The organism is Vibrio sp. TRT 21S02 (assembly GCF_050113675.1).
Taxonomy (GTDB): domain Bacteria; phylum Pseudomonadota; class Gammaproteobacteria; order Enterobacterales; family Vibrionaceae; genus Vibrio.
Window position 1 is genome coordinate 92,252 of record NZ_JBNJOI010000011.1, and the last position, 25,901, is coordinate 118,152.

At 44.2% G+C, this 25,901-nt stretch carries 22 protein-coding genes; 14 read left to right on the forward strand and 8 right to left on the reverse strand.

Annotated elements, in window-relative coordinates:
• Positions 1 to 15: 15 nt before the first annotated feature.
• A complete protein-coding gene (gene mtnN / locus ACQEXU_RS15030) occupies positions 16 to 711 on the reverse strand; it encodes a 5'-methylthioadenosine/S-adenosylhomocysteine nucleosidase (RefSeq protein ID WP_427011440.1) in 696 nt (231 codons plus the stop codon).
• A 194-nt stretch (positions 712 to 905) separates the two neighbouring features.
• Here mtnN and rpsO point away from each other — a divergent pair, with 194 nt between their 5' ends.
• The 5 genes from rpsO to ACQEXU_RS15055 all read left to right on the forward strand — a co-directional run bounded on the left by rpsO (position 906) and on the right by ACQEXU_RS15055 (position 6,589).
• On the forward strand, positions 906 to 1,175 hold the full coding sequence (gene rpsO / locus ACQEXU_RS15035) for a 30S ribosomal protein S15 (protein WP_010450057.1): 270 nt from the start codon (positions 906 to 908) through the stop codon (positions 1,173 to 1,175).
• A gap of 319 nt (positions 1,176 to 1,494) precedes the next feature.
• Complete coding sequence (pnp, locus tag ACQEXU_RS15040; RefSeq protein ID WP_427011441.1) at positions 1,495 to 3,627, forward strand: polyribonucleotide nucleotidyltransferase; 2,133 nt, start codon at positions 1,495 to 1,497, stop codon at positions 3,625 to 3,627.
• Between the two features lie 128 nt (positions 3,628 to 3,755).
• Positions 3,756 to 4,670 carry a lipoprotein NlpI gene (nlpI, locus tag ACQEXU_RS15045; protein WP_427011442.1) on the forward strand — a complete coding sequence of 305 codons (915 nt, stop codon included), beginning with the start codon at positions 3,756 to 3,758 and terminating at the stop codon, positions 4,668 to 4,670.
• Between the two features lie 101 nt (positions 4,671 to 4,771).
• Positions 4,772 to 5,185, forward strand: coding sequence for a MarR family winged helix-turn-helix transcriptional regulator (locus ACQEXU_RS15050; protein WP_427011443.1), 414 nt, complete (start codon positions 4,772 to 4,774; stop codon positions 5,183 to 5,185).
• Between the two features lie 57 nt (positions 5,186 to 5,242).
• On the forward strand, positions 5,243 to 6,589 hold the full coding sequence (locus tag ACQEXU_RS15055; RefSeq protein WP_427011444.1) for an MATE family efflux transporter: 1,347 nt from the start codon (positions 5,243 to 5,245) through the stop codon (positions 6,587 to 6,589).
• Positions 6,590 to 6,656: 67 nt separating this feature from the next.
• On the opposite strand, the gene ACQEXU_RS15060 is transcribed toward ACQEXU_RS15055, so the two are convergent.
• The 3 genes from ACQEXU_RS15060 to ACQEXU_RS15070 form a co-directional block, all read right to left on the reverse strand.
• A complete protein-coding gene (locus tag ACQEXU_RS15060) occupies positions 6,657 to 7,535 on the reverse strand; it encodes a U32 family peptidase (protein WP_427011486.1) in 879 nt (292 codons plus the stop codon).
• Positions 7,536 to 7,555: 20 nt separating this feature from the next.
• On the reverse strand, positions 7,556 to 8,569 hold the full coding sequence (ubiU, locus tag ACQEXU_RS15065) for a ubiquinone anaerobic biosynthesis protein UbiU (protein WP_427011445.1): 1,014 nt from the start codon (positions 8,567 to 8,569) through the stop codon (positions 7,556 to 7,558).
• A 182-nt stretch (positions 8,570 to 8,751) separates the two neighbouring features.
• Positions 8,752 to 10,791 (reverse strand): EAL domain-containing protein, encoded by a 2,040-nt coding sequence (locus tag ACQEXU_RS15070; protein ID WP_427011446.1) that lies wholly within the window; start codon positions 10,789 to 10,791, stop codon positions 8,752 to 8,754.
• 190 nt (positions 10,792 to 10,981) lie between these two features.
• On the opposite strand from ACQEXU_RS15070, the gene ubiT reads away from it, so the two are divergent.
• Together ubiT and ACQEXU_RS15080 are read left to right on the forward strand one after the other, a co-directional pair.
• Entirely contained in the window at positions 10,982 to 11,509 is a 528-nt protein-coding gene (gene ubiT, locus ACQEXU_RS15075) for a ubiquinone anaerobic biosynthesis accessory factor UbiT (RefSeq protein ID WP_367988228.1), read from the forward strand.
• Positions 11,493 to 11,996, forward strand: coding sequence for a GNAT family N-acetyltransferase (locus ACQEXU_RS15080; RefSeq protein ID WP_427011447.1), 504 nt, complete (start codon positions 11,493 to 11,495; stop codon positions 11,994 to 11,996). The genes ubiT and ACQEXU_RS15080 overlap by 17 nt, the downstream gene beginning before the upstream one ends.
• A gap of 35 nt (positions 11,997 to 12,031) precedes the next feature.
• Here ACQEXU_RS15080 and ACQEXU_RS15085 read toward each other — a convergent pair whose 3' ends face one another.
• Complete coding sequence (locus ACQEXU_RS15085; protein ID WP_427011448.1) at positions 12,032 to 12,475, reverse strand: hypothetical protein; 444 nt, start codon at positions 12,473 to 12,475, stop codon at positions 12,032 to 12,034.
• Positions 12,476 to 12,541: 66 nt separating this feature from the next.
• Between ACQEXU_RS15085 and ACQEXU_RS15090 the strand changes: the two genes are divergently transcribed.
• Positions 12,542 to 12,940 (forward strand): DNA polymerase III subunit psi, encoded by a 399-nt coding sequence (locus ACQEXU_RS15090; RefSeq protein ID WP_427011449.1) that lies wholly within the window; start codon positions 12,542 to 12,544, stop codon positions 12,938 to 12,940.
• Between the two features lie 6 nt (positions 12,941 to 12,946).
• The gene (rimI, locus tag ACQEXU_RS15095) at positions 12,947 to 13,393 is read left to right on the forward strand and encodes a ribosomal protein S18-alanine N-acetyltransferase (protein WP_427011450.1); all 447 of its coding nucleotides are present in this window, start codon (positions 12,947 to 12,949) and stop codon (positions 13,391 to 13,393) included.
• Positions 13,394 to 13,411: 18 nt separating this feature from the next.
• On the opposite strand, the gene ACQEXU_RS15100 is transcribed toward rimI, so the two are convergent.
• A complete protein-coding gene (locus ACQEXU_RS15100) occupies positions 13,412 to 15,463 on the reverse strand; it encodes a putative bifunctional diguanylate cyclase/phosphodiesterase (protein WP_427011487.1) in 2,052 nt (683 codons plus the stop codon).
• Positions 15,464 to 15,683: 220 nt separating this feature from the next.
• Here ACQEXU_RS15100 and prfC point away from each other — a divergent pair, with 220 nt between their 5' ends.
• On the forward strand, positions 15,684 to 17,273 hold the full coding sequence (prfC, locus tag ACQEXU_RS15105; RefSeq protein WP_427011451.1) for a peptide chain release factor 3: 1,590 nt from the start codon (positions 15,684 to 15,686) through the stop codon (positions 17,271 to 17,273).
• 166 nt (positions 17,274 to 17,439) lie between these two features.
• On the opposite strand, the gene srmB is transcribed toward prfC, so the two are convergent.
• Both srmB and ACQEXU_RS15115 read right to left on the reverse strand, forming a co-directional pair.
• The gene (gene srmB / locus ACQEXU_RS15110; protein ID WP_367988234.1) at positions 17,440 to 18,678 is read right to left on the reverse strand and encodes an ATP-dependent RNA helicase SrmB; all 1,239 of its coding nucleotides are present in this window, start codon (positions 18,676 to 18,678) and stop codon (positions 17,440 to 17,442) included.
• A gap of 101 nt (positions 18,679 to 18,779) precedes the next feature.
• Positions 18,780 to 19,499 (reverse strand): tRNA1(Val) (adenine(37)-N6)-methyltransferase, encoded by a 720-nt coding sequence (locus ACQEXU_RS15115; RefSeq protein WP_427011452.1) that lies wholly within the window; start codon positions 19,497 to 19,499, stop codon positions 18,780 to 18,782.
• A gap of 308 nt (positions 19,500 to 19,807) precedes the next feature.
• On the opposite strand from ACQEXU_RS15115, the gene brnQ reads away from it, so the two are divergent.
• The 4 genes from brnQ (at position 19,808) to vpsR (ending at position 25,589) form a co-directional block, all read left to right on the forward strand.
• A complete protein-coding gene (brnQ, locus tag ACQEXU_RS15120; protein WP_427011453.1) occupies positions 19,808 to 21,121 on the forward strand; it encodes a branched-chain amino acid transport system II carrier protein in 1,314 nt (437 codons plus the stop codon).
• A 151-nt stretch (positions 21,122 to 21,272) separates the two neighbouring features.
• A protein-coding gene (gene prfB / locus ACQEXU_RS15125) for a peptide chain release factor 2 (protein ID WP_367988237.1) occupies positions 21,273 to 22,371 on the forward strand; the annotation gives its coding sequence in 2 pieces (ribosomal slippage) (positions 21,273 to 21,347 and positions 21,349 to 22,371; 1,098 coding nt in all).
• A gap of 34 nt (positions 22,372 to 22,405) precedes the next feature.
• Positions 22,406 to 23,938: a lysine--tRNA ligase gene (gene lysS, locus ACQEXU_RS15130; RefSeq protein WP_427011454.1), complete on the forward strand. Its 1,533-nt coding sequence runs from the start codon at positions 22,406 to 22,408 to the stop codon at positions 23,936 to 23,938.
• Positions 23,939 to 24,254: 316 nt separating this feature from the next.
• Positions 24,255 to 25,589, forward strand: a complete 1,335-nt coding sequence (gene vpsR / locus ACQEXU_RS15135; RefSeq protein WP_367988239.1) for a cyclic-di-GMP-binding transcriptional regulator VpsR — start codon at positions 24,255 to 24,257, stop codon at positions 25,587 to 25,589.
• The last annotated feature ends 312 nt before the right edge of the window (positions 25,590 to 25,901 follow it).

Sequence of the window (25,901 nt, forward strand, 5' to 3'; positions counted from 1 at the left end):
TCTGCGTGTTTTTGATTACTTAAGCAGTTCAACCATTTTAATGACCATCTCAGATGAACTCTTCGCGGCTAATGGTAAGAATTCATCGAAGCTCATACCGGCTTCTTTATCAGCTACGTCAGAGATAGCACGTACCACAACAAATGGGACTTTGAATTGGTGACAAGTCTGAGCAATCGCTGATGCTTCCATCTCGACTGCAACGACAGAAGGGAAGTTTTTACGAATGAACGCTTGGCGTTCTGCACTCGCAATGAACGCATCACCCGTACAAATTAGGCCACGTACTGCGTGCGTATCTTCCATTTGTGCCAGTGCTTTTTCTGCAACATCCATCAGCTTTTCATCTGCGACGAATGCGGCTGGTTGCTGCGCCATTTGACCAATTTCATAGCCAAATGCAGTGACATCAGCATCGTGGTGGCGAACTTCGGTTGAGATGACAACATCACCCACGTTTAGGCTAGCATCAAAGCCGCCTGCTGAACCGGTGTTGATCACGACGTCAGGTTGGTACTCATCCAACAAAATGGTTGTACCTACTGCGGCTGCGACTTTACCAATACCTGATTGAAGTAACACAATCTCAACACCGTTGATCTGACCTGAGAAGTAAGTACAACCCGCTTTGCTAACTTCTTTACGGTTTTCAATTGCTTGTTTAAGAATGGAAACTTCTTGCTCCATTGCACCAATGATGCCGATTTTCATAGAGAATCCTGTTTATTCAAATAGGTAGGTTTGATGTGGCTAAGTGTATCAGAAAAGGGCAACAACGGAATGGTTGCTTGCCAAAATAGCTATTGCCTAACCTTTATACATCCCCTATAATTCGCGCTCCTCGTGTCGGCTGAATCAGAGATTGGCTGGCACAATGTTAAACCTACTCTTATTAGGAGAGAATTATGTCTCTGAATGCAGAAACTAAAGCAGCAATCGTTGCAGAATACGCTCAAGGTGAAGGCGATACTGGTTCACCAGAAGTTCAAGTAGCTCTACTTACAGCTTCTATCAACCACCTACAAGGTCACTTTAAAGCACACAAAGGCGATCACCACAGCCGTCGTGGTCTGCTACGTATGGTTTCTCGCCGTCGTAAGCTTCTTGACTACTTGAAAGGTAAAAACCTTTCTCGTTACCAAGACCTAATCAAACGTCTAGGTCTACGTCGCTAATTAGCGACTGCATAGCAGTTTGTCAGAAAAGGGGCTTTATGCCCCTTTTTTGTTGCCTGTTACTTATTTTGATTGCTATAGCTTAGCCAAATCACTTTTATACCGTTATACTACGCACGGAAAAAATCCCTACTAGGGATTTTCTACATAATGACTCAGTGCATTACAGTCAACCACGTCGACCAAAAGGTCGCGACTATTCAAAATGAACTCCATATAATCCCAGTTCATTTTTACTAGTCGCGATTTGTAATGCCTTGAGTATCAATTAATACTCTCTGAGCAAATCTTTTGATGCGCTCGGAAACAAGGAATAACAATGTTCGAAAAACCAGTTGTTAAAACGTTCCAGTACGGTAACCACACAGTTACTCTAGAAACTGGCGTTATCGCACGTCAAGCTACGGCTGCAGTTATGGTTACTATGGACGATACAGCAGTATTCGTTTCTGTAGTTGGTAAAAAAGAAGCGGTTGAAGGTCAAGACTTCTTCCCTCTAACGGTTAACTACCAAGAGCGTACTTACGCTGCAGGTAAAATTCCTGGTGGCTTCTTCAAGCGTGAAGGTCGCCCTTCTGAAGGTGAAACACTGACTGCTCGTCTAATCGACCGTCCAATCCGTCCGCTATTCCCAGATGCATTCAAAAATGAAGTACAAGTTATCGCAACGGTAGTATCTGTGAACCCAGACGTTCAACCTGATATCGTAACTATGATCGGTACTTCAGCAGCGCTAGCTATCTCTGGTATTCCGTTCAACGGTCCTATCGGTGCTGCGCGTGTTGGTCACATCGACGGTCAACTTGTTCTTAACCCAAGCAACACTGAACTGGAAACGTCTAAACTAGACCTAGTGGTTGCTGGTACTGAATCTGCAGTACTAATGGTTGAGTCAGAAGCTGACAACCTAACTGAAGAAGAGATGCTATCAGCAGTTGTTTACGGTCACGACCAACAACAAGTTGTTATCAAAGCAATCAACGAATTCAAAGCTGAAGTTGCTACTCCAGCTTGGGATTGGGTAGCTCCTGAAGAGAACACAGCACTTAACACTAAGATCGCTGAACTTGCAGAAGCTAAGCTTGTAGAAGCTTACCAAATCACTGAGAAGATGGCTCGTTACGACCGTATTCATGAGATCGCTGCGGAAGTTAACGAAGTGCTGCTTGCTGAAGATCCAGAAGCAAACACAAAAGAAATCCACACTATCTTCCACGATCTAGAGAAGACAGTTGTACGTCGCAGCATCATCGCGGGTAACCCACGTATCGATGGTCGTGAAAAAGACATGGTTCGTGCGCTTGATGTACGTACTGGCGTTCTTCCACGTACTCACGGTTCTTCACTGTTTACTCGTGGTGAAACTCAGGCGCTAGTAACTGCGACTCTAGGTACGCAGCGTGACGCTCAAATCATCGACGAACTAACGGGTGAGCGTAAAGATCACTTCCTACTACACTACAACTTCCCTCCATACTGTGTAGGTGAAACGGGTTTTGTAGGTTCTCCTAAGCGTCGCGAAATCGGTCACGGTAAACTGGCTAAACGTGGTATCGCAGCAGTAATGCCTTCTGTTGATGAGTTCCCATACACAGTACGTGTTGTATCGGAAATCACTGAATCTAACGGTTCATCTTCAATGGCTTCTGTATGTGGTACTTCTCTTGCTCTTATGGATGCAGGCGTGCCAATCAAGTCTTCTGTTGCGGGTATCGCAATGGGTCTTGTTAAAGAAGGCGACGATTTCGTTGTTCTTTCTGACATCCTTGGTGATGAAGACCACCTAGGTGATATGGACTTTAAAGTAGCGGGTACTAACACGGGTATCACTGCACTTCAAATGGACATCAAGATCGAAGGTATCACTAAAGAGATCATGCAAATTGCGCTTAACCAAGCTCAAGGTGCACGTAAGCACATCCTATCTGTAATGGATGAAGCTATCTCTGGTGCTCGTGAAGACATCTCTGAATTCGCTCCTCGCATTCACACAATGAAGATCAGCGCGGAGAAGATCAAAGACGTTATCGGTAAAGGTGGCGCAGTTATCCGTGCTCTAACGGAAGAGACGGGTACAACTATCGAAATCGAAGACGACGGTACTATCAAGATTGCAGCAACTGAAGGCGCTGCAGCGAAAGAAGCTATCCGCCGCATCGAAGAGATCACTGCTGAAGTTGAAGTGGGCCGTATCTACACTGGTAAAGTTGCACGTCTAGCGGACTTTGGTGCATTCGTAACGGTTCTTCCTGGCAAGGATGGTCTAGTACATATCTCTCAAATTGCTGACAAGCGGGTTGAGAAAGTGTCAGATTACCTAACTGAAGGCCAAGAAGTTCAAGTTAAAGTTCTTGAGATCGACCGTCAAGGTCGTGTACGTCTGAGCATGAAAGAAGCAGTAGAAAAACCTGCTGAACCAGCTCAAGATGATGCAGCACCTGCCGCAGAATAATCGCACAAGCTATAGCTTTTAGGCTTTATTCGCCTATTAAGCTAAAAGCATGCTATAAAGGGAGCAATACGCTCCCTTTTTTAATGCGGATTAATAGTCATCATTGTGGCTAACAGGAGTTTTTATTTGTGAAATGGTTTCAAACCGCTACGTTGACACTTTCTCTACTCATCACTGCAGGCTGTGCATCCACTTTCGATAAAGAAGAACAATGGCTGTATCCTCCAATGGCAGTGCCTTTACAGGCAAGTGTGCAACAAGAAGTGCAGATTGCGCGTTTAAGTCAGCTATTGCGTCGTGCTGATCTTCCGAATGATATTCGTGCGAAGATGCTTTATGAGCGTGGTAATTATTACGACAGCGTTGGTTTACGTGATTTAGCGAGACTGGATTACAATCAGTCACTGTCGCTCAACCCAGCACAACCTGATCTGTTTAACTTGCTTGGTGTTTACTTCACTCAAGTCGGGGAGTTTGATGCTGCTTATGAGGCGTTTGATTCGACATTAGAATTGGATCCTAGTAACTCTTACGCAGCACGAAATCGAGCCATTGCACTGTATTATGGTGACCGTATTGAATTGGCGCTGGAAGATATCCAACGTCATTATGATGAAGACCCAAGTGATCCGTTTCGGGCACTTTGGATGTACATCATCAAATCGGAACAAGATGTAGAAGTTGCACGCCATGAGCTCTTGACCAGTTATCAAGCACGTGACGAACAATGGGGTTGGGTTCTTGTGGCTTTAACGTTAGGTGAAGTGAGCGAAGACAAAGCTTTTAAAGCCATTTTGCAAGGTACTCGAGACAATACCTTGTTAGCGCAACGTCTGACAGAAGCTTACTTTTATTTGGCTAAACGTTATCAAAAACAGGGCGACTATGCAGGTGCTGTTTCGTTATACAAATTAGCTATTTCGTTTAACGTTTTTGATTATGTAGAACATCGTTATTCGTTTTTAGAATTGAGCCGCATTTACAATCAAGTTAAGGCTGAGCGATTAGCAAAAGCTAAGCGAAAAGAAGAACAGCCCAAATAAGTTAATGATAAAAAACCGCTTTGAATAAGCGGTTTTTTTATTGCCTTTTTATCAGGGAATATTAAAATAGTTAGCCTTGCTAACTAAATGAGCAAAACACAATGGCATTGGAAAAAAGCCTGATTGATTTGGAACGCTTCTGTGCCAAGGCATGGCGTGTTTATGCAAAGGAAGACCCGCTTTCAAGCTTGAGCTTTAATGAGTTTGACTACTTACGAGTGATCCAGCAATTCCCTGAAGGCGTTCGAATTACCGATTTGGCTGAGGAGCTTCAAGTGACGAAACCTTCGGCTTCAAATATGGTGGTTCGTTTAGAGAAAAAAGGCTTGGTGAAGCGCATTGCTTGTAGTGAAGATGCTCGTTCAAAGCGTGTACTACTGACTAAAGAAGTCATAGAAGAAATGTCGCTGGAACAAGTGGTCTACAAAGACATTTCTCAGCAGCTAATGCGTAAGCTTGATCAACAAGAAGCCCAACAGTTGAAAGCGCTACTGGATAAAGCGCTCGGAAACTAAATATATTACTTATTCATTTATCTATTTAGTTAGCCTTGCTAACTATTGGTGACAGTCATGCAAAACTCTATTTACAAACAGTTTTGGAAATACACAATTCCGACCGTTGCAGCCATGCTGGTGAACGGCTTATACCAAGTCGTAGATGGCATTTTTATTGGTCGTTATGTTGGTGCTGATGGATTAGCGGGGATCAACGTGGCGTGGCCGATCATCGGCTCAATTCTCGGCATCGGTATGATGGTGGGTGTCGGTACTGGTGCCTTGGCGTCGATAAAACAGGGTGAACAAGATACCGAAGGGGCAAAACGTATCCTCTCGACGGGACTACTTTTGTTAGTCGCCTTGATGCCATTAGTCGCGACGACCTTGTTTTTCTTTGCGGATGACTTTATCCGTTGGCAGGGCGCAGAAGGTCGTGTGTATGAGTTAGGTTTGCAGTATCTGCATATTCTTATTGTGGCATGTGTATTCTCATTAGGTTCGATTGCTGTCCCTTTTTTGTTGCGTAATGATGACAGCCCAAACTTGGCAACCTTGCTGATGGTCGTTGGTGCGGTGATTAACATCGTGCTGGATTACCTCTTTATCGCTTGGCTTGATTGGGAACTTACTGGAGCGGCGATCGCAACGGCATTAGCACAGATGGTGGTGACTGTCCTTGGTGTGGGCTATTTCTTTAGCGCTAAAGCCAAGATGCGCTTATCAAGATATGATTTAAAGATGCAGTTCAATGTTGTGCCTAAAATTATGATGATTGGTACATCGAGCTTCTTTATGTATGCCTATGGCTCAATGATGGTCGCACTACACAACAGCTTATTTGCGCAATATGGCAGTGTATTGCTAATTGGTGCCTATGCCATTTTGGGCTACATCGTTACAGTTTATTACCTTATCGCAGAAGGCATTGCGAATGGCATGCAGCCTTTGGTGAGCTATAACCATGGTGCTCGTAACCGAGAAAATATTCGTAAACTACTGAATATTGCAATGGGGACCGCGGTATTAGGTGGGGTTGCGTTTGTACTTTTGATGAACGCTTTTCCGTATCAGTTTGTATCAGTATTCAACCATTCAGATCAGCAGCTGATTGAAAGTACAGTCGTGGGGATTCGCCTGCACATGTTTGCTTTATTCCTCGATGGATTTCTAGTTGTTGCGGCGGCGTATTACCAATCGATAAACAAGGGCAGTAAAGCAATGTTTGTGACGATTGGGAATATGGTCATTCAGCTACCATTCTTATTTATTCTGCCGAAGCTATGGGGTATTACGGGGATTTGGATTGCGTTCCCGCTATCAAATATTGCGTTGAGCTTAGTCGTAATGAGTATGCTGTGGCGTGATATTAAGAAGTTACACGATGAAAGCTCTGCTGAGCCAAGCATTCAAGCGTCTTAATTGATAAATAGAAACAAAAAGCGAGGCTAATGCCTCGCTTTTTTACTTTGAAATCAGTGAGAAGTGCTTAGATGTTTTTCACTTCTAGACCGGCAAGTTGGTGCCAATAGCCGTTACATTGGCGATCTTGGATCTTTCCTGGGTTAGTCCCTTTCTCATTTGAACGGAAATGATCCAGCTCAGAGAAGGTGCTGATGCCCAATGGGCTTAAACGAACCACATCAACCAATCCTTCCATGCTTGGAAGATCATTAATGAGGTTATAGCAGTAACCCGACTGGGTCTGAATGCCATTGAGGTTAAAGACTTCCTGACCTTCTTGACTGCTGACCTGAATACCGGTTTGGTATTTAATACAACAGGTTTCGCAATCGTCTTTCGCTCGGTTTTCAGCGCGAGCAGTAAAACATCGGGCAGAATAGGCGAGTGGTAGATAACCATGGCTGAATACTTCAACTTCAAACTTATTGCGGATCCCCAGTTCATCGCATTGAGTTAAAACGTTGTTTAACCATTCACGTGACAGTTCTACAGGCATGCACCAGCGAACCATCCCTTGTTTAAGAAATAAGTTCAAGGTGTGTGCGTTATAGGTATTTACCGCAGGACCAACAACGAATGGGACTTTATGTTCAGAAGCTAATTGAACGGCTGATACATCGTTTGCTTCGATGGCAAAGTCACCGTTGTCGATGTATTTCTTCATGACGTTCACTTCGCTGGGGGCTTCTAATAAAGCCATGGTCGATAGCACGACCTGTTTGCCAGACGCGGACAGTTCTTTTGCAATTTCAAACCAGTGCGCAGGCTTCATCTCACGACGCTTTGAACACACAGTCTCACCGAGATAGATGATGTCTGCTGAGCTCGATTTTGCTTGTTCGTAAAATGCCTCTACATCTTGTTTTGGCCAAAAGTAAAGTAGTGGGCCAAGTGCGTATTTCATTGAATTATCCATCTTAACCTCTACTGCCATTTACGATGGTAAGCACCAAGTGTGGTTTGCGTGCCTTCAGATACGTTTGCTAATGCGGCGTCCCAAGCTGCTTCCACTTGGTAAGCTTCTGGATTTGCTTGATAGCGATCTATCGCTGCGCGCCATGTACGCGTGACTTGCTCTACGTATGCCGGACTGCGCTGGCGACCTTCGATTTTTACTGAAGCGACGTTTGCTGCAAACAGTTCTGGTAACATCGAAAGGGTGTTTAAGCTGGTTGGTTCCTCCAGCGCATGGTAGCGTTTTTTCTCACCTTCAATTTCGGCTTCGAAACGGCCTTTGCATAACGTTGGGTAGCCCGCGTTTTCACCAGCACTGTAACGGTCAATTAAAATGTTATTCAAACGTGATTCTAAGCCATCAGCCGTTTCTTGCCAGCGTACATATTTTGCAGGGGAACAAGCGCCAACAGTATTGGGTGACTCGCCAGTCATATATGATGAAAGATAGCAACGACCTTCCGACATAATACACAAACTACCAAAAGCAAACACCTCCAGCTCAACAGCACTGGTGATGTTACGCGACAGCTGTTTGACTTGATGGATTGATAAAACCCGAGGCAATACAACGCGCTTTACATTGAAGTTCTGTTGGTAGAAGTCGATGGCAGCCACATTGGTCGCGGAAGCTTGTACGGAAAGGTGCAGCTCAAGATCAGGGTATTTATTGGCAGCATAATCTAATACTGCAATGTCCGCGATAATCAGGGCATCCACACCAATGTCGGCAGCGCGATCAACCGCTTCAGTCCAGCGATTGAACCCGTTTGGATGGGCAAAAGTGTTGAGGGCTACATGAATTTTTTTATGTTTATCATGAACATATTGCACTGCCTTATCTAGCTTCTTGCCAGTGAAGTTTAGACCAGCAAAATGACGTGCATTGGTGTCATCTTTAAAGCCGATATAAACCGCATCGGCACCACAGTCGATTGCAGTCTTTAGCGCAGGTAGGTTACCTGCTGGGCATAGGAGTTCCATCGCTCATTACCAATTATTATTGCTGTTAGTTCAAGTAAGGACAGTACGTACAAGCTGGCACTGCTTATTTGAATTGCAGGTGTTTGCTTAGAAAATTGTTCCGTATTTTATGAAGAAATATGAATGGCAGAATTGATGTAAGGCAGGTTTGTGTGAGTTAACTCGAAATTACCCTTAAGGGGTTAGTTTTTGTGGCGTCGGTTTTGAATGAATAATTCTTCCACTTCTTGTTTTGGTTGAGGGCGATAGAAATGAAAACCTTGAATAGAATGACATTGAAGGTTTGAAAGCAGCGTGGCCTGTTGAGGTGTTTCAACCCCTTCAGCAACCACGGTTAGGTTTAAAGATTTACCTAAGTTGATGATGTTTTCGATGACGGTCACCTGTTTAGGCAGTGTATCGATATCGGTAATGAAGGCGCGATCTATTTTGAGCTCATCGATAGGGAAACGAGCTAGATAAGACAACGAGGAATAACCGGTACCAAAGTCATCGATGGAAAGAGAGAAGCCAAGTTTCTTAATCGCGTTAAGCATTTGTAGCGTATGCTCACTGTCACTCATTACGGCGCTTTCAGTCAGTTCAAATGTAATGCAGGCAGGGTCAAGTTCGGTACTGCGCAGTAACTTCTCCATGTAATCAATAAGCTTAGGATTACCAAATTGTTCCGGAGATAAATTGATGGCGACGCGACCAGGTAAGATCCCTTGTAGCTTCCAGCGTTTGACGGTAGAAAATACTTCGCGCATGACAACGCGACCTAAATGCTCAATTAAACCTGCACGTTCAGCAACCGGGATAAATGCGCCCGGACTGATGTAACCTTCCACTGGATGTTTCCAGCGGATCAGAGCTTCCGCTCCGTTAATACTGAAATCACGAGCGTTGACCTTAGGTTGGTACCAGACTTCCAATCCATTTTGCTGCAACGCTTTTTGTAGTTCGATCTCCAACCATAAACGCATGCGCGCTTCTTTATTCATTTGGTCGTTAAATTTGATCAGGCGGTTACGCCCACGATCTTTGGCCTCATACATGGCAGTATCTGCATTTTGTAGCAAAATACGTGCATCGTTACCATCTCCCGGATAAGCCACACTACCAATGGAACAAGCCAAGCGTTTACTAAAGTGGTGAAGATCAAAAGGTTGATTGATAAGAGAAATGATTCGATCTGCCATCATTTCTGCCATGCGGTTATTGTCTGGCTCTGGCAAAATGAGGCCGAATTCATCTCCTCCTAAATGACCAAGTACGGCTTGCTGTGGCAGAAGGCGCTTTAAGCGAGATGAAACTTCTTTAATGACTTTGTCGCCAATGTGGTGACCGAGTGAGTCATTGATGTTTTTGAAGTTATCAATGTCTAGGTAAAGCATGATCAACGGCGTTTCGTTGTGGATCAATTGCTCCAGTCGTTTGGTGAAACCAAAACGGTTGTATAACCCTGTTAGTGAGTCTAAATGGCTGTCATCCTGTTTGTATCCTGATAACTGCTTTGGTGTATCTTCCGCGTCTTGGATCAGCACGATCTGAGAAGTATTACCCAGAATAATGGTTGCATCAGCACTCAGCTGAACTCTGCGCTCAAAGCCGCATCGTGGCCCGGTTAAACAGACTAACGGTGCCTCTGCCAGCAATAAACTTAACTTCGCGTTAAAACTCGTTTTGGATTTTTCGTCAATAAAAAGCGTACTGAGTTCTTCACTTAAAAGGTCTGAAACACTTTCCAACCCAAGCAAACGTGATGCAGATTGGTTTGCAGAAATAATGCAGTCGTCTTCGACTAGTAATAAGCCGTCTGGTAATAGAGAGGTAAGGGTAGAAAACTTGCTTTCCGCTTCATCAAGAGAACGAACTAAAAGTTGTTTTTCTGATGTATCGATGGCGTGAAAAATGACTTGTTTAATACCGTGTTCGCTTTCGATTGGCGCGAGACAGAAGTGCAAACTGGTTTCAAGATCGAGCTCACTTAATGTGATTTCTGCTTCGAGCTGTTCACCTTTAAAGGCACGCTCATAATACGGTTTCAGATGAGTATAAAAATGCTGGCCGAATATCTGGACGTCATTCATCCCGATAAGTTCTTTAGAGGAAAGTCCCGCGATATCACAATAGCGTTCGTTCACCATTGCATAGTTGTGCTGGTTATCTAAAACAGCGAAAAAAAACGGGCTGTTAGCCGTTAATTTTGCAAACCAATGCTGTAACTGTTGCGAAGGCATTAATATTTTACCGGGTCTCCAAAGAGCTCATACATTCATAGGGCTGATAGTAGAGAACTACTATAACTGTGATTGCCAAGTTAGAAAAGGATATCGGGCATCAGACGGTTTTATTGATGCATAACAGGAATTGCAGCACATACATCCTTTATGATGGGCCATTCTTTTTACAAAGTAACGGATAACACGCGTGATTAACAAGATTCGCACTCAATTAGTTCAAAATGCGGCATCAATTTTGCGATCTCCAGTCCACTTATTACCGCAATCTGTACAAAAAAAAGCCTTATTAGAAGGACTTAAAAGCATTTTCAAAGAAGCTTTAGAGGATGGGGATTTTGAATTCCTTGAAGGAAAATGGCTTAAGGTTGAAGTTAAAGATATGCAGTTATGTTGGTATATCAGCTACGAAGGTGAAAAGTTAGTTGTTGCAGATACTCCAATGCAAGAAGACGTATGCTTTGCTGGGAATTTGAATGATTTAGTGTTGATCGCTGGCCGCAAAGAAGACCCTGACACCTTGTTCTTCCAACGACGCTTGTCTATTGAGGGAGATACAGAGCTTGGTCTTGAAGTCAAAAACTTGATGGACAGTGTCGATCTTGATCTATTGCCGAAACCTTTACAGGTTCTTTTAAATGAATTAGCAGACTTCGTTCATAAAGGGTTACAATCACCAGTAACACAAAACGAGGTTGTAAATGCTTATACGAACTGAAGCGCCAGCTGATATTCTGGCCGTCGATCGCTTGCTAAAAGATGCCTTCCCAACAGAAGCGGAAGCTCAGCTAGTGATGAAGTTGCGCGAAAATGGCCACCGTACGCTGTCATTGGTCGCATGCAGTGATGAAGGTGAAGTCATTGGGCATGTCATGTTTAGCCCTGTGATACTTGAAAGTGAAGATTTAAATTGGCAGGGGCTTGCCCCTTTAGCTGTTAAGGCATCTGCGCGAAATCAAGGGATTGGTGCTGATTTGATTAAAGAAGGTTTGATAACGCTAAAAGAGTTTGGTTATCCGGCCTGTGTTGTTTTAGGCGATCCTGCTTATTATGGTCGGTTCGGTTTTGAAGACGCACAGCAACATCAAATCCGTTGTCAGTGGGAAGTGCCTCAAGGTGCTTTTCAGATCGTCGCTTTAGGTGATGGTGAGTTGGACGGCCGCCAAGGCCTGATTGAGTTCAGCCCAGAATTTAGCGAGCTGTAACAAGATTAAAAAAAGGGGTGAAACACCCCTTTTTATCATTCGTTTTCGCGTTTTTTGCCCCAGACTTCGATTTTTGCTTTCTTACCTACACCGAAGGCATTCAGTGTTTGGCTTCCCCAGCTATCGTATGTCATTTCCAGCTTTCTTAGCTTTGCGTCTTCATTGCCAGGCAAAATCCATGTGCGAGTTGACATCCCTTTACTCAATGTCCCCATTGAAGAGAGCTCCTTGGTTGAACCATCGCTCATGGTCACAACAATCTTGTGTAAACTCACGGTACCTTGAGTACAAGTGAGCTTAATTTGGCCAAAGTTACGCGCTTTTAAAAATGGAATAGGGCGAACCACATCGGTTTCTGATTTGTAATTTACCAATTTTTCTGCGATTAACGTCCAGTCACCATCTTGTTTCGCTGCCACGCTTGCGCTGCTGAGTGTGGCCAAAACCATGCCCAGTAATAGGTTTTTCAAATGTTTCATAATGCCTCTGACTTTAAATCATTTATTTGGTAGCATGGCTGGGTTTTTTTTGGTCAAGACACGTCTATGTCACAGCACGAGCTACAATATTTGCAAGAAATGGGGATTCAGAGTTATCAGCTCGCTCACCCAGAAAGGTTGCTAGGCTACCAAGCCGAAAAGTTTGCTTTGCAAGCCTCCTGTAAACTTTTATTGGTGTCTCCTTTTTATCCTGAAAATGAGACAGCATTGTTGTTTGAACGGGTTTTAAAAAGCATTCGACTGACCCTAAGCGACGCACTGCATATTTTTCCTGAACAGATTGAACAGTTAGGTGAGCATCACTTGCAGTGGGTTTGGTATGCAGGTTGTGATGCCTCAGACCAGATCCAAGCGAATAAATTAGTTTCTCCTGAGCTGGCTAAAATTGACGGCGATAATCAACAGCGCCGGGCATTGTGGCAGCAAATTTGTGCGTATCAATAATCCATTATGACTTATCAATTACTTCCTTTAGCGGCGGAACATACTGAAGCCGTTTTTCATATAGAAACCCAAGCACATAGCCACCCTTGGTCACAAACGATGATCAATGACATCAATAGCCGAGGCGCCTGTCATCATGTCTTGCTGTATCAAGGTGTTTTGGTCGGTTATTTCTATGCGCAGAATATTGTCGGTGAGGTAACTTTACTGAATATTGCCGTTGCACCAAGTGAGCAAGGTAAAGGGCATGGTAAATATCTTATGGATGCGTTTTTAACCCTGTGTGAAAACGTGAAGGCTGAGAGTGCATGGTTAGAGGTTCGAGAAAGTAATGTTGGCGCATATCATCTTTATGAATCGCACGGTTTTAATGAAGTCGACCGCCGCATCAACTACTACCCAACAGCATCAGGCAAAGAAGATGCGATCATCATGAGTTATCTATTTTTCTAGTGGTTTCATGTCGACTTGTTATTTCTGACCAATTTGTAGTGCATCGACTGGGGTAATAACGTAATAGTTATTCTTGAAGCGTTTTTCAATCTCCTCTGCAGGTAGAGGTTTATCAAACAAATAACCTTGGAACTGGTCACACCCCAGATTTTTTAGAGCTTGTAGCTCGTATTCATCTTCTACCCCTTCTGCGATGACTTCCATATTGAGACGACGTGCAGTCATGATGATGGTGTCGACAATAGCTTGATCGCTTTCATCCATATGGAGTTGGGTAACGAAAGAGCGATCAATTTTAAGAACATCGGCATCCATGTGTTTCAGGTAGCGCAGCGATGAGTAGCCTGTACCAAAATCATCAATAGAGATTGTGAGCTGGTGATTTTTCAGCTGCTTCATCTTCTGTATCGCCCCTTCCACATTTTCTAAAAGAAGGTTCTCGGTGATCTCTAATTCAATATGTTCTCCGTCTATCCCTGACTGGGTGAGTGCTTGACGGATTTGGTCGACAAAAGCGTTTTGTGAAAACTGTAGTGGGCTGATATTGACGGCTAAACGGCGGAAGCTATCAGGGAGTACTCCTTTATTTTTCCATTGTGCGTATTGGTAAAAGGCTTGTTCAATGATCCAGTCGCCAATCTGCAGGATTTGTCCCGTTTCTTCGGCGATGGGCATAAATACTCCCGGTGGTAATAAACCTTTCTCAGGATGATTCCAGCGGATCAAGGCTTCGACCCCAATGATCTGATGTTTCTCATTAACTTGCGGTTGGTAATAAAGCTCTAATTGATCTCTACTGATGGCTTCATGCAGACCTTTTTCTATTTCTAGGAAAGAATCAACTTGTGCCTGCATTTCCGGTTCATAAAACATGTATTTATTGCGGCCTGCGACTTTAGCGCGGTAAAGCGCTGTATCGGCTTGTCGCAGCACATCGATGTTGTTGCAACCCACAAATGGAAAGGTAGAAATTCCGACACTGACGGTGCAATAGAGTTGGTGATCATCAATTGAATAAGGATTAGAGATAAGGGCAAGTAACTGCTGAGCAACCTCTTTAACGCTATCATGTGGCAGGTTAGGAAGCAGAATGGCAAACTCGTCCCCCCCAATGCGCGCTGCGATATATTCATCTTTTAACCATGCTTCAATTCGCATCGCGATGGCTCTAATGAGATGGTCACCAATGGTATGGCCTAATGAATCATTAATGGTTTTAAAGCGGTCTAGATCAAGATAAAACAGTGCGCCGACGGTGTTGTCTTTGTTAGCGCAATCAATGGATTTTCCTAGTGATTGCAGTAGCAAGCTTCGGTTTGCTAGGCCAGTTAAAGAGTCGTAATAAGCAAGCTGGTTGAGTTTCGCCTCAGCCGCTTCTCTGTCTTTCCATAATGTATGAAACGTGGTCGCTAGGTGGCCGATTTCATCGTCTTGATTTTGTGTCGGTGGTGGAAGGTTTTCTTTACGGTTTTGTAATGAACGAACCCAATCAATCAGAGTAACGAGTGGCTTTGATAGTTTGTAATAGAAAAAAATCAGCAAAATAGTGGTCAGTAATATATTTCTCAATAAGTCAAACAAGAGAATTTGACTGGTTTTGGAAATAAACGCTTTCGCAATATTGGCTCCATTCACCGAAAAACTCAGTGTACCAACCACGACATTCGAGTTGGGTTGATGCAGCTCGGTTGTATAGGTTGGAGCGGATGGGGTGAGGTAACCTGAAAGTATGTGGGTGAATCCACTTTGTAACGAGATACTGCGCTCTCGCTCAGTTAAAATATCGCCAAAATCATCGATGATACGTACGTTATAGATGGCCTGATCCATCATCAAAGTTGACGCAACTTGTTCGGCAAGCAATTGATTAAGGTGATAGGCAGCTTGGCTGGCATTGGAGTAATTTTGTAATAGTTTGAACTGGTAATGCTCTTCAATCCGGCGCTGTTCTTGATGCAAGTCGACCAGAATGTGATACAAACTAAAGCACAGCCCGAGTATCACCGATACTAGGAATACGGTTTTTGCTTGTCTAAATGCGAGTGAATTTATTTGCTTGGTCTCTGGCATAGCTAGGTTCGCTTCCATCTACTCCTTTAGTTATAGCTCATATTTATTGAGATTTTAATTTCTAGCCAGTTAGCGGCAAAAAACATTGTAATGCCAGGTCTAAAGTTGCTCCCATGAGGAATATAAGCGAGAATACCGCGCAAATTTGAATCGAATGGCACGGGGTGCTCAGCTGCATGAGCAGAATAACCTGCCTATCTGACTAAAGAAGACGAGTTTCATGTCAAATACAGCGTTTTTAGGTGAAGTCGGCAAACGTCGTACTTTCGCTATCATTTCTCACCCGGATGCGGGTAAAACCACCATTACTGAAAAGGTTCTGTTATTCGGACGCGCAATCCAGACTGCCGGTACAGTAAAGGGCCGTGGCTCAAGCCAACATGCCAAATCTGACTGGATGGAAATGGAAAAAGAGCGTGGTATTTCGGTAACGACTTCTGTGATGCAGTTTCCTTATAATGAGTGCCTTGTCAACTTATTAGATACCCCAGGACACGAAGATTTCTCAGAAGATACTTACCGTACGCTGACGGCTGTTGACTCATGTCTGATGGTGATCGATGCCGCTAAAGGTGTTGAGGATCGTACACGTAAGCTGATGGAAGTGACTCGTCTACGTGACACACCAATCGTAACATTCATGAACAAATTGGACCGAGATATTCGTGACCCAATGGAATTATTGGATGAAGTCGAAAGTGAGCTAAATATCTCTTGTGCTCCGATTACTTGGCCAATTGGTTGTGGTAAAGAGTTTAAAGGTGTGTATCACATTCACCGTGATGAAACCATTCTCTACACCACAGGCCAAGGCCATACGATTCAAGATCAGCGTATTGTTAAAGGTTTAGACAATCCAGAATTGGATGAAGCGGTGGGTACAGAACTGGCTGAGCAGCTACGTGAAGAGCTTGAGTTGGTGATTGGTGCATGCCCTGAGTTTGAGCAAGAGTTGTTCCTCGCTGGTGAATTGACGCCAGTTTACTTTGGTACTGCACTGGGTAACTTTGGTGTTGATCATATGTTGGATGGTTTGACTGAGTGGGCGCCGGCGCCAATGGCTCGTCAAGCGAACGAACGTGAAGTGGAAGCGAATGAAGAGAAATTCTCTGGCTTCGTTTTCAAAATCCAAGCGAATATGGATCCTAAACACCGTGACCGTATCGCCTTTATGCGTATTGTGTCGGGCACTTATACCCAAGGTATGAAAATGAATCATGTTCGTTTGGGTAAACAGGTGAGCATTTCTGATGCTGTAACCTTTATGGCTGGTGACCGTTCTCGTGCTGAAAATGCGTATGCGGGTGACATTATTGGTCTGCATAACCACGGTACCATTCAAATTGGCGATACTTTTACTCAAGGTGAATCGCTTAAGTTTGCGGGTATCCCGAACTTTGCGCCTGAATTGTTCCGTCGTATCCGTCTGAAAGATCCATTGAAGCAAAAACAATTGTTGAAAGGCTTAGTTCAGCTTTCTGAAGAAGGGGCGGTACAGGTTTTCCGTCCGGTGCAGAACAATGATTTGATCGTTGGTGCTGTTGGTGTGCTGCAGTTTGATGTGGTTGTGGCTCGTCTTAAAGCGGAATACAACGTAGAAGCGATCTACGAAAGCGTCAATGTTGCTACTGCCCGTTGGGTTGAGTGTGGTGATGCGAAGAAATTGGATGAGTTCCAACGTAAGAACCAGACTAATTTAGCATTGGATGGTGGTGATAACTTAACTTACATCGCGCCAACCATGGTGAACCTGAACTTGGCACAAGAGCGTTTCCCTGATGTTGAGTTCCGTGCTACTCGCGAGCACTGATTGCGTCTCAGCCTTTGGTGTGAAGAAGACTTTGTATAAGGCGAATTCACACCAAGCCATATAAAGTAAAATGCTTTCTCGTTATCAGTAGATGCTGATAACGAGAAAGAACGGATATAAAAAATGCCGCTTCGATTGAAGCGGCATTTTTTTGTTTATTTAAACGTTATTTTTTCTTAGCTACTTTTTTTTTGCCTTTCGCTTTTACCGTTGTTTTTTTCTTGTCGTCTTTTTTCTTTTTCTTCTTAAACACTGGTTTTTTATGCTGAGGGCGCAGCTCTTTGATGAATCGCTCTTTGATCTCTTCTTTGACGTAGCGAGCGACGCGATCCATCATCGGCTGATCATGTGCTTCAACGATTGATACGGCATTGCCTTTTTTACCGGCGCGAGCGGTTCGGCCAATACGGTGAAGATACACATCCGCACTGCGTGGCATGTCGTAGTTAATCACGTGGCTCACATCAGGTAAATCGATACCACGAGCAGCGACATCGGTCGCTAATAAGACATTCACGGTACCATCACGGAAGCGGCTAATCGCATTATTACGACGATCCTGAGGCATTTCTCCTTGGATCCACGAACATGGGATTTGTGCTCTCTCTAATTCGACTCGCAGTTCTGCTAAACGCTCGCGAGTTTTTAGGAAAATAATAGAGCGTTCCGCTTGTTCGGTAAGGATTGTTTTAAGTAGTGCCAGCTTGTGCTCCATGCTGTCTGCACGGTGGTACCACTGGGTGATTTTCTTACGTTCACGGCGAGAAGGCTCAGCATCGATTTCAGCAGGCTCTTTAAGGAGATCTGCTGTGAAACCTTCAACCCCTTTTCCTTCGAGCGTGGCCGAGAAGAGTAGGGTTTGTTTGCGCCAACGACATTCTGATGAAAGACGATCGACCGTTGGGCCAAAGCCCATGTCTAACATACGATCTGCCTCATCTAAGATCAGCCACTCAATTGCACGACAATCAAAACGTTCGGCTTCAATGTATTCCATTAATCGCCCTGGTGTAGCGACCACAATGTCTTGAGTGGTTGCGAGAATGTCAGCGTGCTCTTGATACTGTACACCACCCGTAATGGTGAAAATGTTGAGCTTGGTATGCTTTGCGAGGGCACGAGCTTGGTCGGCAACCTGCATCGCCAACTCACGAGTCGGTGTTAAGATCAGAACGCGTGCAGGCCCCGGTTTGCGACGAGGAAAGTCTTGCAGAAACTGCAATGCTGGCAGTACGAATGCGGCGGTTTTCCCTGTGCCTGTTGGTGCTGATGCTAAAATGTCGCGTCCATCCAGTGCTTGTGGAATGGCTTCCGCTTGGATTTGAGTTGGACGCGAGAAGTCCATCTCTTCAATGGCGAGAAGCAAGTTTGGATCTAATTCTAATTCAGCAAAATTTTTGATCACTGTGATATCTCCACAAGCCGAAAGGCAAGTCTGGGTAAGTAGACGACAAAAAATAAGGGGCCATAGTATAGAGGGTTCGGTGATTCGGATCACACCTTATTTTACATCTTAAGGTAAAAGGCTTGCGTCAGATGAATAAACTCTGCGCTGTATTGGCCGTTTTCTCTGATGAGTAATTGACGTTGGCTTGGCTGACATGGCGCTAGGCTCAGCTCGATCAACAGTCGGTTAATGGGCTTTTTTTCGGTTGGTTTGATAGATAACAAACGCTTAAGAGACCACCCAGAGCTAAATGCGTGCCGGTAAAAGAGCTCTCCTTCTGTCACAGGAAGCACAAAGCTGGCGGTTCCGGTTGGCGTCAGTAGGCTTTGGCAACGAGTGAGTAAATCATGGTGGGGGAGCTGGTCAGTGTGTCTAGCTATCGCTCGTTGTACAGACTGTGCTTGTTCTCCGGAGTTAAAGTAAGGTGGATTGCAGACGATGCGATCAAACTGGTGGGGGAAATGAGTATCAAGTATGTCCCCAAAATGTAGTGTTAAACGCTCATGCCAAGGACTGGCTCTGAAGTTATTTGCAGCGGCATGGTAAGCATTTTCTTCAATATCAATCGCTTCAATCTGCAATTCTGGGTTTCGTTGCGCGCACATTAAAGCCAACAACCCTGTCCCTGTCCCAATATCCAATAAATTCTGGCTCTGTTTTATATCAACCCAAGCGCCTAGTAACACGCCATCGGTACTGACTGGCATACCTGAACAACCGCCATCAATTTTAAATTGTTTGAAACTAAAGCTTTTGGTTTTTTGCGTGCTACTTTTCATGTTTATTTTGTTTGGTGATAGTTTTGTAGGTTCTTTAACTAATGTTAGTGTTTTGTATAGTTAAATGCTCTACTTGTGATTAAATTGTTTTATTAAATGAATGGTTCAATTAGCTGGTGTTTGTTTGTGAGGTAGCATAATGAACTGCAATTTCGTTGTATTTGTAAATTAATATAGTGTTTTTGAAGGGGTAGTTGCGCATGGATAAGTATTTCGTCATTATTCGCCCCTAAATTTTATAGATTGGAAGGCGTTTTACGTCTATCCAAGCATACACAACATCAATCAGTATAAGAAAAGGGTTAGCTGTGAAACAGACGCTAAAACTAACAGATATCATCGCAGTAGGCTTTATGCTTTTTGCGTTTTTCTTGGGAGCCGGTAACATCATTTTCCCACCATCAGCAGGACAACTTGCGGGTGAAAGCTTGCTTCCGGCGATGTCAGGTTTTCTATTGACCGCTGTCGGTCTTCCACTTATCACCATTATTGCCATTGCACTGGCTGGTGGCAGTTGGGAACACATGACCAAAGATCTACCTAAACGTGCGGCAGTGACCATGGCCGTGCTTATCTTCATTATTATTGGTCCAGCATTCGCGGCTCCTCGTACTGGGTTAGTTGCGTACGAAATGGCAGTGAAGCCATTTTTCGCTCATGCGGAACAAATTCATCTGACGATGTTCTCGATTTTATTCTTTGTCGTTGCAATGATGTTTGCTTGGTTCCAAGGCAAACTTATTGATGTGATTGGCAAAGTGCTGACGCCTCTTTTGTTCGTTGGTTTGATTGTTCTTGCTCTGGCAGTATTTCTGAATCCGCAAGGTGATATTGCAGCTGCTCAGGGTGAATATTTAACGCATCCGTTGCAAAAAGGCTTCCTAGAAGGCTACAACACCATGGATACGTTCGCATCTCTGATGTTTGGTGTGCTGATGGTTGATGCGCTGCGCAGTAAGGGCATTACCGAGCGTGCTGCAACCACCAAATACCTTATTAGTGCTGCATGCATTGCAGCGGCAGGTCTAGCGTTTGTGTACATTTCATTATTCTATCTAGGCGCAACGAGTTCGACGGTTGCCGCTGGGGCCGATAATGGTGGTGTTATTCTAAGCCATTACGTACAGGCGCTATTTGGCTCTTATGGTCAAATTGTTCTTTCTATTATCGTATTACTGGCGTGCTTGACCACAGCAATTGGTTTGGTATCGGCGTGTTCAGATTACTTTAGTTCATTAACACCGTTGTCATACAAAACTTGGGTGATCATCAATGGTGTGGCGTGTGCATTTGTTGCAAATGTGGGCTTGTCTCAGCTTATTTCTCTATCTGTTCCTGTGCTATTCGCGTTGTATCCGGTTGCGATTGCGTTAGTTGCACTGACTTTTGTACGTAAGAAATTGCCAAACCCTCGTGTTGCTTACCGTGTTGTCATTTTAGTATCGCTATTGTTCGCATTGATCGATGCAGCGAAAGTTGCTGGTATTGATGTTTCGGCATTCAACATGCTGCCTTTGTTTGAGGTGGGAATGGGGTGGTTGTTGCCAACTACGGCTGCAATTATCTGTATGTTTTTTGTCGGAAAATCTATAGAGCAACCTGTTGTCGAAGAAACAGCATAGTTGTAAAAGACGAACCTTCCGCAAGATAGAAAAGCCAGTGGTCATCACTGGCTTTTTTGTTTCCATTTTTCAATCCAATTTTTCCTGTATCTTCGTCACATTTTTGAGTAGAATTTCTCGGTTAAATTCTATTCTAAAATGTTGAGCAAACATGTTTGAAATCAATCCTATTAAAAACCGTCTTCAGGACGTGTCTGAGCGCACAAATGTCCTGAGGGGGTACCTTTGACTATGACGCCAAGAAAGAGCGTCTAGAAGAAGTCAACGCAGAACTCGAACAACCTGATGTGTGGAATGAACCTGAGCGTGCCCAAGCGCTTGGTAAAGAGCGTGCATCTTTGGAAGCGGTTGTTGAAACTATTGATCAACTTGAGCAAGGCGTTGAAGACGTTGACGGTCTTTTAGAGCTTGCTGTTGAAGAAGAAGATCAAGAAACATTTGATGAAATCGAACCAGAATTGGTTGAACTTGAAGAAAAGCTCGAGAAGCTGGAGTTCCGCCGTATGTTCTCTGGTGATCATGATGCATCGGATTGTTATATCGATTTGCAAGCAGGCTCCGGCGGTACTGAAGCACAAGATTGGACTTCAATGTTGCTGCGTATGTATTTACGCTGGGCTGAAGCGAAAGGCTTTAAAGCTGAGGTGATCGAAGTTTCTGAAGGTGAAGTGGCTGGCCTTAAGTCAGCAACAGTCCGCATCTCTGGCGAATACGCTTATGGTTGGTTACGTACCGAAACAGGTGTTCACCGCTTGGTGCGTAAATCGCCATTTGATTCCGGTGGTCGTCGTCATACTTCATTTGCTTCTGCGTTTATCTACCCTGAGGTTGATGAAAACATTGATATCGACATTAACCCTGCTGATCTACGCATCGACGTATACCGTGCATCAGGCGCGGGTGGTCAGCACGTTAATACTACGGAATCTGCGGTACGTATTACCCACCTTCCAACCAACACTGTAGTTCAGTGTCAAAATGATCGTTCACAACATAAAAACAAAGATCAAGCAATGAAACAGCTTCGCGCGAAGCTATTTGAGCTTGAGCTACAAAAGCAGAATGCAGAAAAGCAAGCCAATGAGGATGCTAAGTCTGACATCGGCTGGGGTAGCCAGATCCGTTCTTATGTATTGGATGACTCTCGCATTAAAGATCTACGGACCGGCGTTGAAAACCGCAATACCCAAGCGGTACTTGATGGCGATCTGGATAAATTCATTGAAGCTAGCCTGAAATCAGGTTTATAAGCTTTTCACCGACCAACGACAGGATACATCGAAAATGACTGATGCTGTTCAAAACGAAACTGTACAAGAAGTCTCTACACCAGAAGAGAATAAGCTGATTGCTGAGCGCCGCGCTAAACTGGATGAAATCCGAAAGAGCTGCAAAGCAAACGGCCACCCAAACGACTTCCGTCGTGACGCACTCGCGGGCGACCTTCAAAAAGAGTTCGGTGAAAAGAGTAAGGAAGAGCTAGAAGAGCTTAACCACGTTGTTGCAATCGCTGGTCGCATCATGGCTAAGCGTGGTCCATTCCTAGTAATTCAAGAGACTTCTGGCCGTATCCAAGCTTACGCTGACAAAGCGGTGCAAAAAGTACTTAAAGAAAAATACCAAGGTCTAGATATCGGTGACATCATCGGTGTGAAAGGTGCGCTGCACAAGTCTGGTAAAGGCGACCTATACGTGAACATGGAAGAGTTCGAATTGCTAACCAAAGCACTTCGTCCACTACCAGAGAAGTTCCACGGTCTAACTGACCAAGAGATGCGTTACCGTCAACGTTACGTTGACCTAATCGTTAACGAAAATTCTCGTCAAGCGTTCGTAGTACGTTCTAAAGTAATGTCTGCAATCCGTAACTTCATGATCACTAAACAGTTCATGGAAGTTGAAACGCCAATGATGCACGTTATCCCTGGCGGTGCGAGTGCACGTCCATTCATCACGCACCACAACGCACTAGACATGCCAATGTACCTACGTATCGCACCTGAGCTATACCTGAAGCGTCTAGTGGTTGGTGGTTTCGATCGCGTATTCGAAATCAACCGTAACTTCCGTAACGAAGGTCTTTCTCCTCGTCACAACCCAGAATTCACAATGATGGAATTCTACATGGCGTACGCGGACTACAAAGATCTGATGGACCTAACTGAAGAACTACTAAGCTCAGTTGCTCTCGAAGTTCTAGGTTCAACGTCAATGCCTTACGGTGATGACACGGTTGAGTTTGGCGGTACTTACACTCGTATGAGCATGTTTAAAGCTATCAAACACTACAACCCAGACCACGCGCAAATCCAAGCGCTAACAGAAGAAGACATTCAAAACCGTGACCTGATGGTTTCTATCGCGAAATCTGTTCACGTTGAAGTAGAACCTTTCTGGACATGTGGTCAGCTTCTTGAAGAGATCTTTGGTGAAACAGCAGAACCTAAGCTAATGCAGCCAACGTTCATCACTGGTTACCCAGCAGATATCTCTCCATTGGCTCGTCGTAGCGATGACAACCCGTTCTTCACTGACCGCTTTGAATTCTTCATCGGTGGCCGTGAAGTAGCGAACGGCTTCTCTGAGCTTAACGATGCAGAAGACCAAGACGCGCGCTTTAAAGCACAGGTTGAAGCGAAAGAGTCTGGTGATGACGAAGCCATGTTCTACGATGCAGACTACATCACTGCTCTAGAGCACGGCCTACCGCCAACAGCAGGTCAAGGTATCGGTATCGACCGCCTAGTTATGTTGCTGACTAACACGCACACTATCCGTGACGTGATCCTATTCCCAGCGATGCGCCCTCAAGCATAGGACTAGTCCTACGTGCGGTAAAAAGGTCACCATTTGGTGGCCTTTTTTTGTACAGATTAATCTTTATACTCAATGACTTATCGCAACTAATTTTGTATTGATTTTGTAGGTCAAATGTTGCCATTCTTAGTTCTTGAACGGCGTTTCATTCTGCGGGTGAATCGGTGTCTCATAAATGATTGGTAAATTCATTAATTGGACGCTAGTCTTAATATTGAGACAGATCTTTTTGCCTAGTCTCGATAATGTAACGGCCTAGTTTCATGTGCCTAGTGTCGCACTGTAGATAAAATCATTAATAAAAGGAACAAGTTGAATGGGTAGTCAATTCCGGATGGATTCTGTCCCTGGTTCTCTTATTGTCGTTGGCGGTACCTACGAGCCGTGGCTTTCTGTATTAGAGCAGGTGGGCTGGCGTTGTACGCAATGTGCCGATTTGCGTAAGGCTGATGCACTTTTCTCAGAGACAGGTCCGTGTATTGGTATTGTGGATCTTAGCCATGACGAATTTAGTCTAAATGGTATTGCAAATCTGGTTAGTAACCACAAACAAGTTCGTTGGTTAGCGTTTATCCGTGAATCTCAGCTTAGCTCAGATACAATTTGTCAGTTCATTGTGAACTTTTGTATCGATTTCTTTACTGCGCCAATTCCTGATGCCCAGCTACTAAGCACCATTGGTCACCAGTTAGGTATGCTTAAGCTAGAGAAGAAAGTGTGGCCACATTACGGCAACATGAATGACATGGGCCTTATCGGTGATTCAATTCCGATGAAACGTCTACGTGATCAAATTAAACGTATTGGGCCAACAGACGTTAGCATCCTCATTTATGGTGAAAGTGGCACGGGTAAAGAAACGGTTGCACGCGCTGTACATAAAACATCTGCACGTGCTCAGAAAGAATTCATTTCTGTCAACTGTCGTGCAATGTCGGAGCGTCGTTTAGAGTGTGATTTGTTCGGTATTAACCGTGAAGACGATACGCAAGTATCCATTCTGGAGCGTGCAGACGGTGGTACCATACTACTCAACGATATTTTGACACTACCTAAGTCTCAGCAACTTAATCTATTACGTTTCCTTCAAGAGGGTACGGTAGAAACGGTAAACGGCCGTAAAGAAGTTGATGTACGAATCCTAGCGGCAAACTCTGCCGATATTGAAAAAGCCCTAATTGATGGTGATTTCAATGAAGAGCTTTATCACTACATTAACGTTTTGCGTATCAATGTGCCTAGCTTGAAAGAGCGAGCGGGTGATATTGCTATTCTAGCTCGTCACTTCCTGCAAGAATATTCTAAAGAGTACAACGCACAAGCTCGCAGTTTTACTGAAGAAGCAACACGTGCTCTGACTCGTTATCATTGGCCAGGAAACGTTCGTGAGCTCATGAACCAGATCAAGCGTGTCGTGCTGATGTCTGATACAGTGATGCTTGATGAGCCACATCTTGATTTGCCAAAACGCAGTGATGGCAAGCGCAGCCTTAAGAGTATCCGTGAGCGCAGTGAGCGAGATGCATTGCTATTAGTTCTTGAATCGCATTCTGGCCAAGTGTCGATGGCGGCAAAAGAATTGGGTGTTTCCCGTGCAACGATGTATCGTTTGTTGAACAAGCACAACTTGATCTCTGATAACGCGATATAATTTGCTGTATTTAATCGAACAAAAAGCCACGCAATCCATTGCGTGGCTTTTTGTTTTGGAGCAAAGTGTCGCTGATTAAATATTTCGCTATAGAATATCTTATAATTTTCTGTTTGCTTTTATGGTTTTTGGTTTATTTATTTGTTTTAGAAATATTTGTTAACAATGGGTTGAATTATTAACCCGTTTGAATAGAATTTAACCGTGAGCAACAGCTCCACACAACACATCTCATTAGGATTAATTAACTGCTTAGGAGGCGCACAATGAATCATTTCACTTTCATTCAAACTGTTTGCGTCTCTATCGATC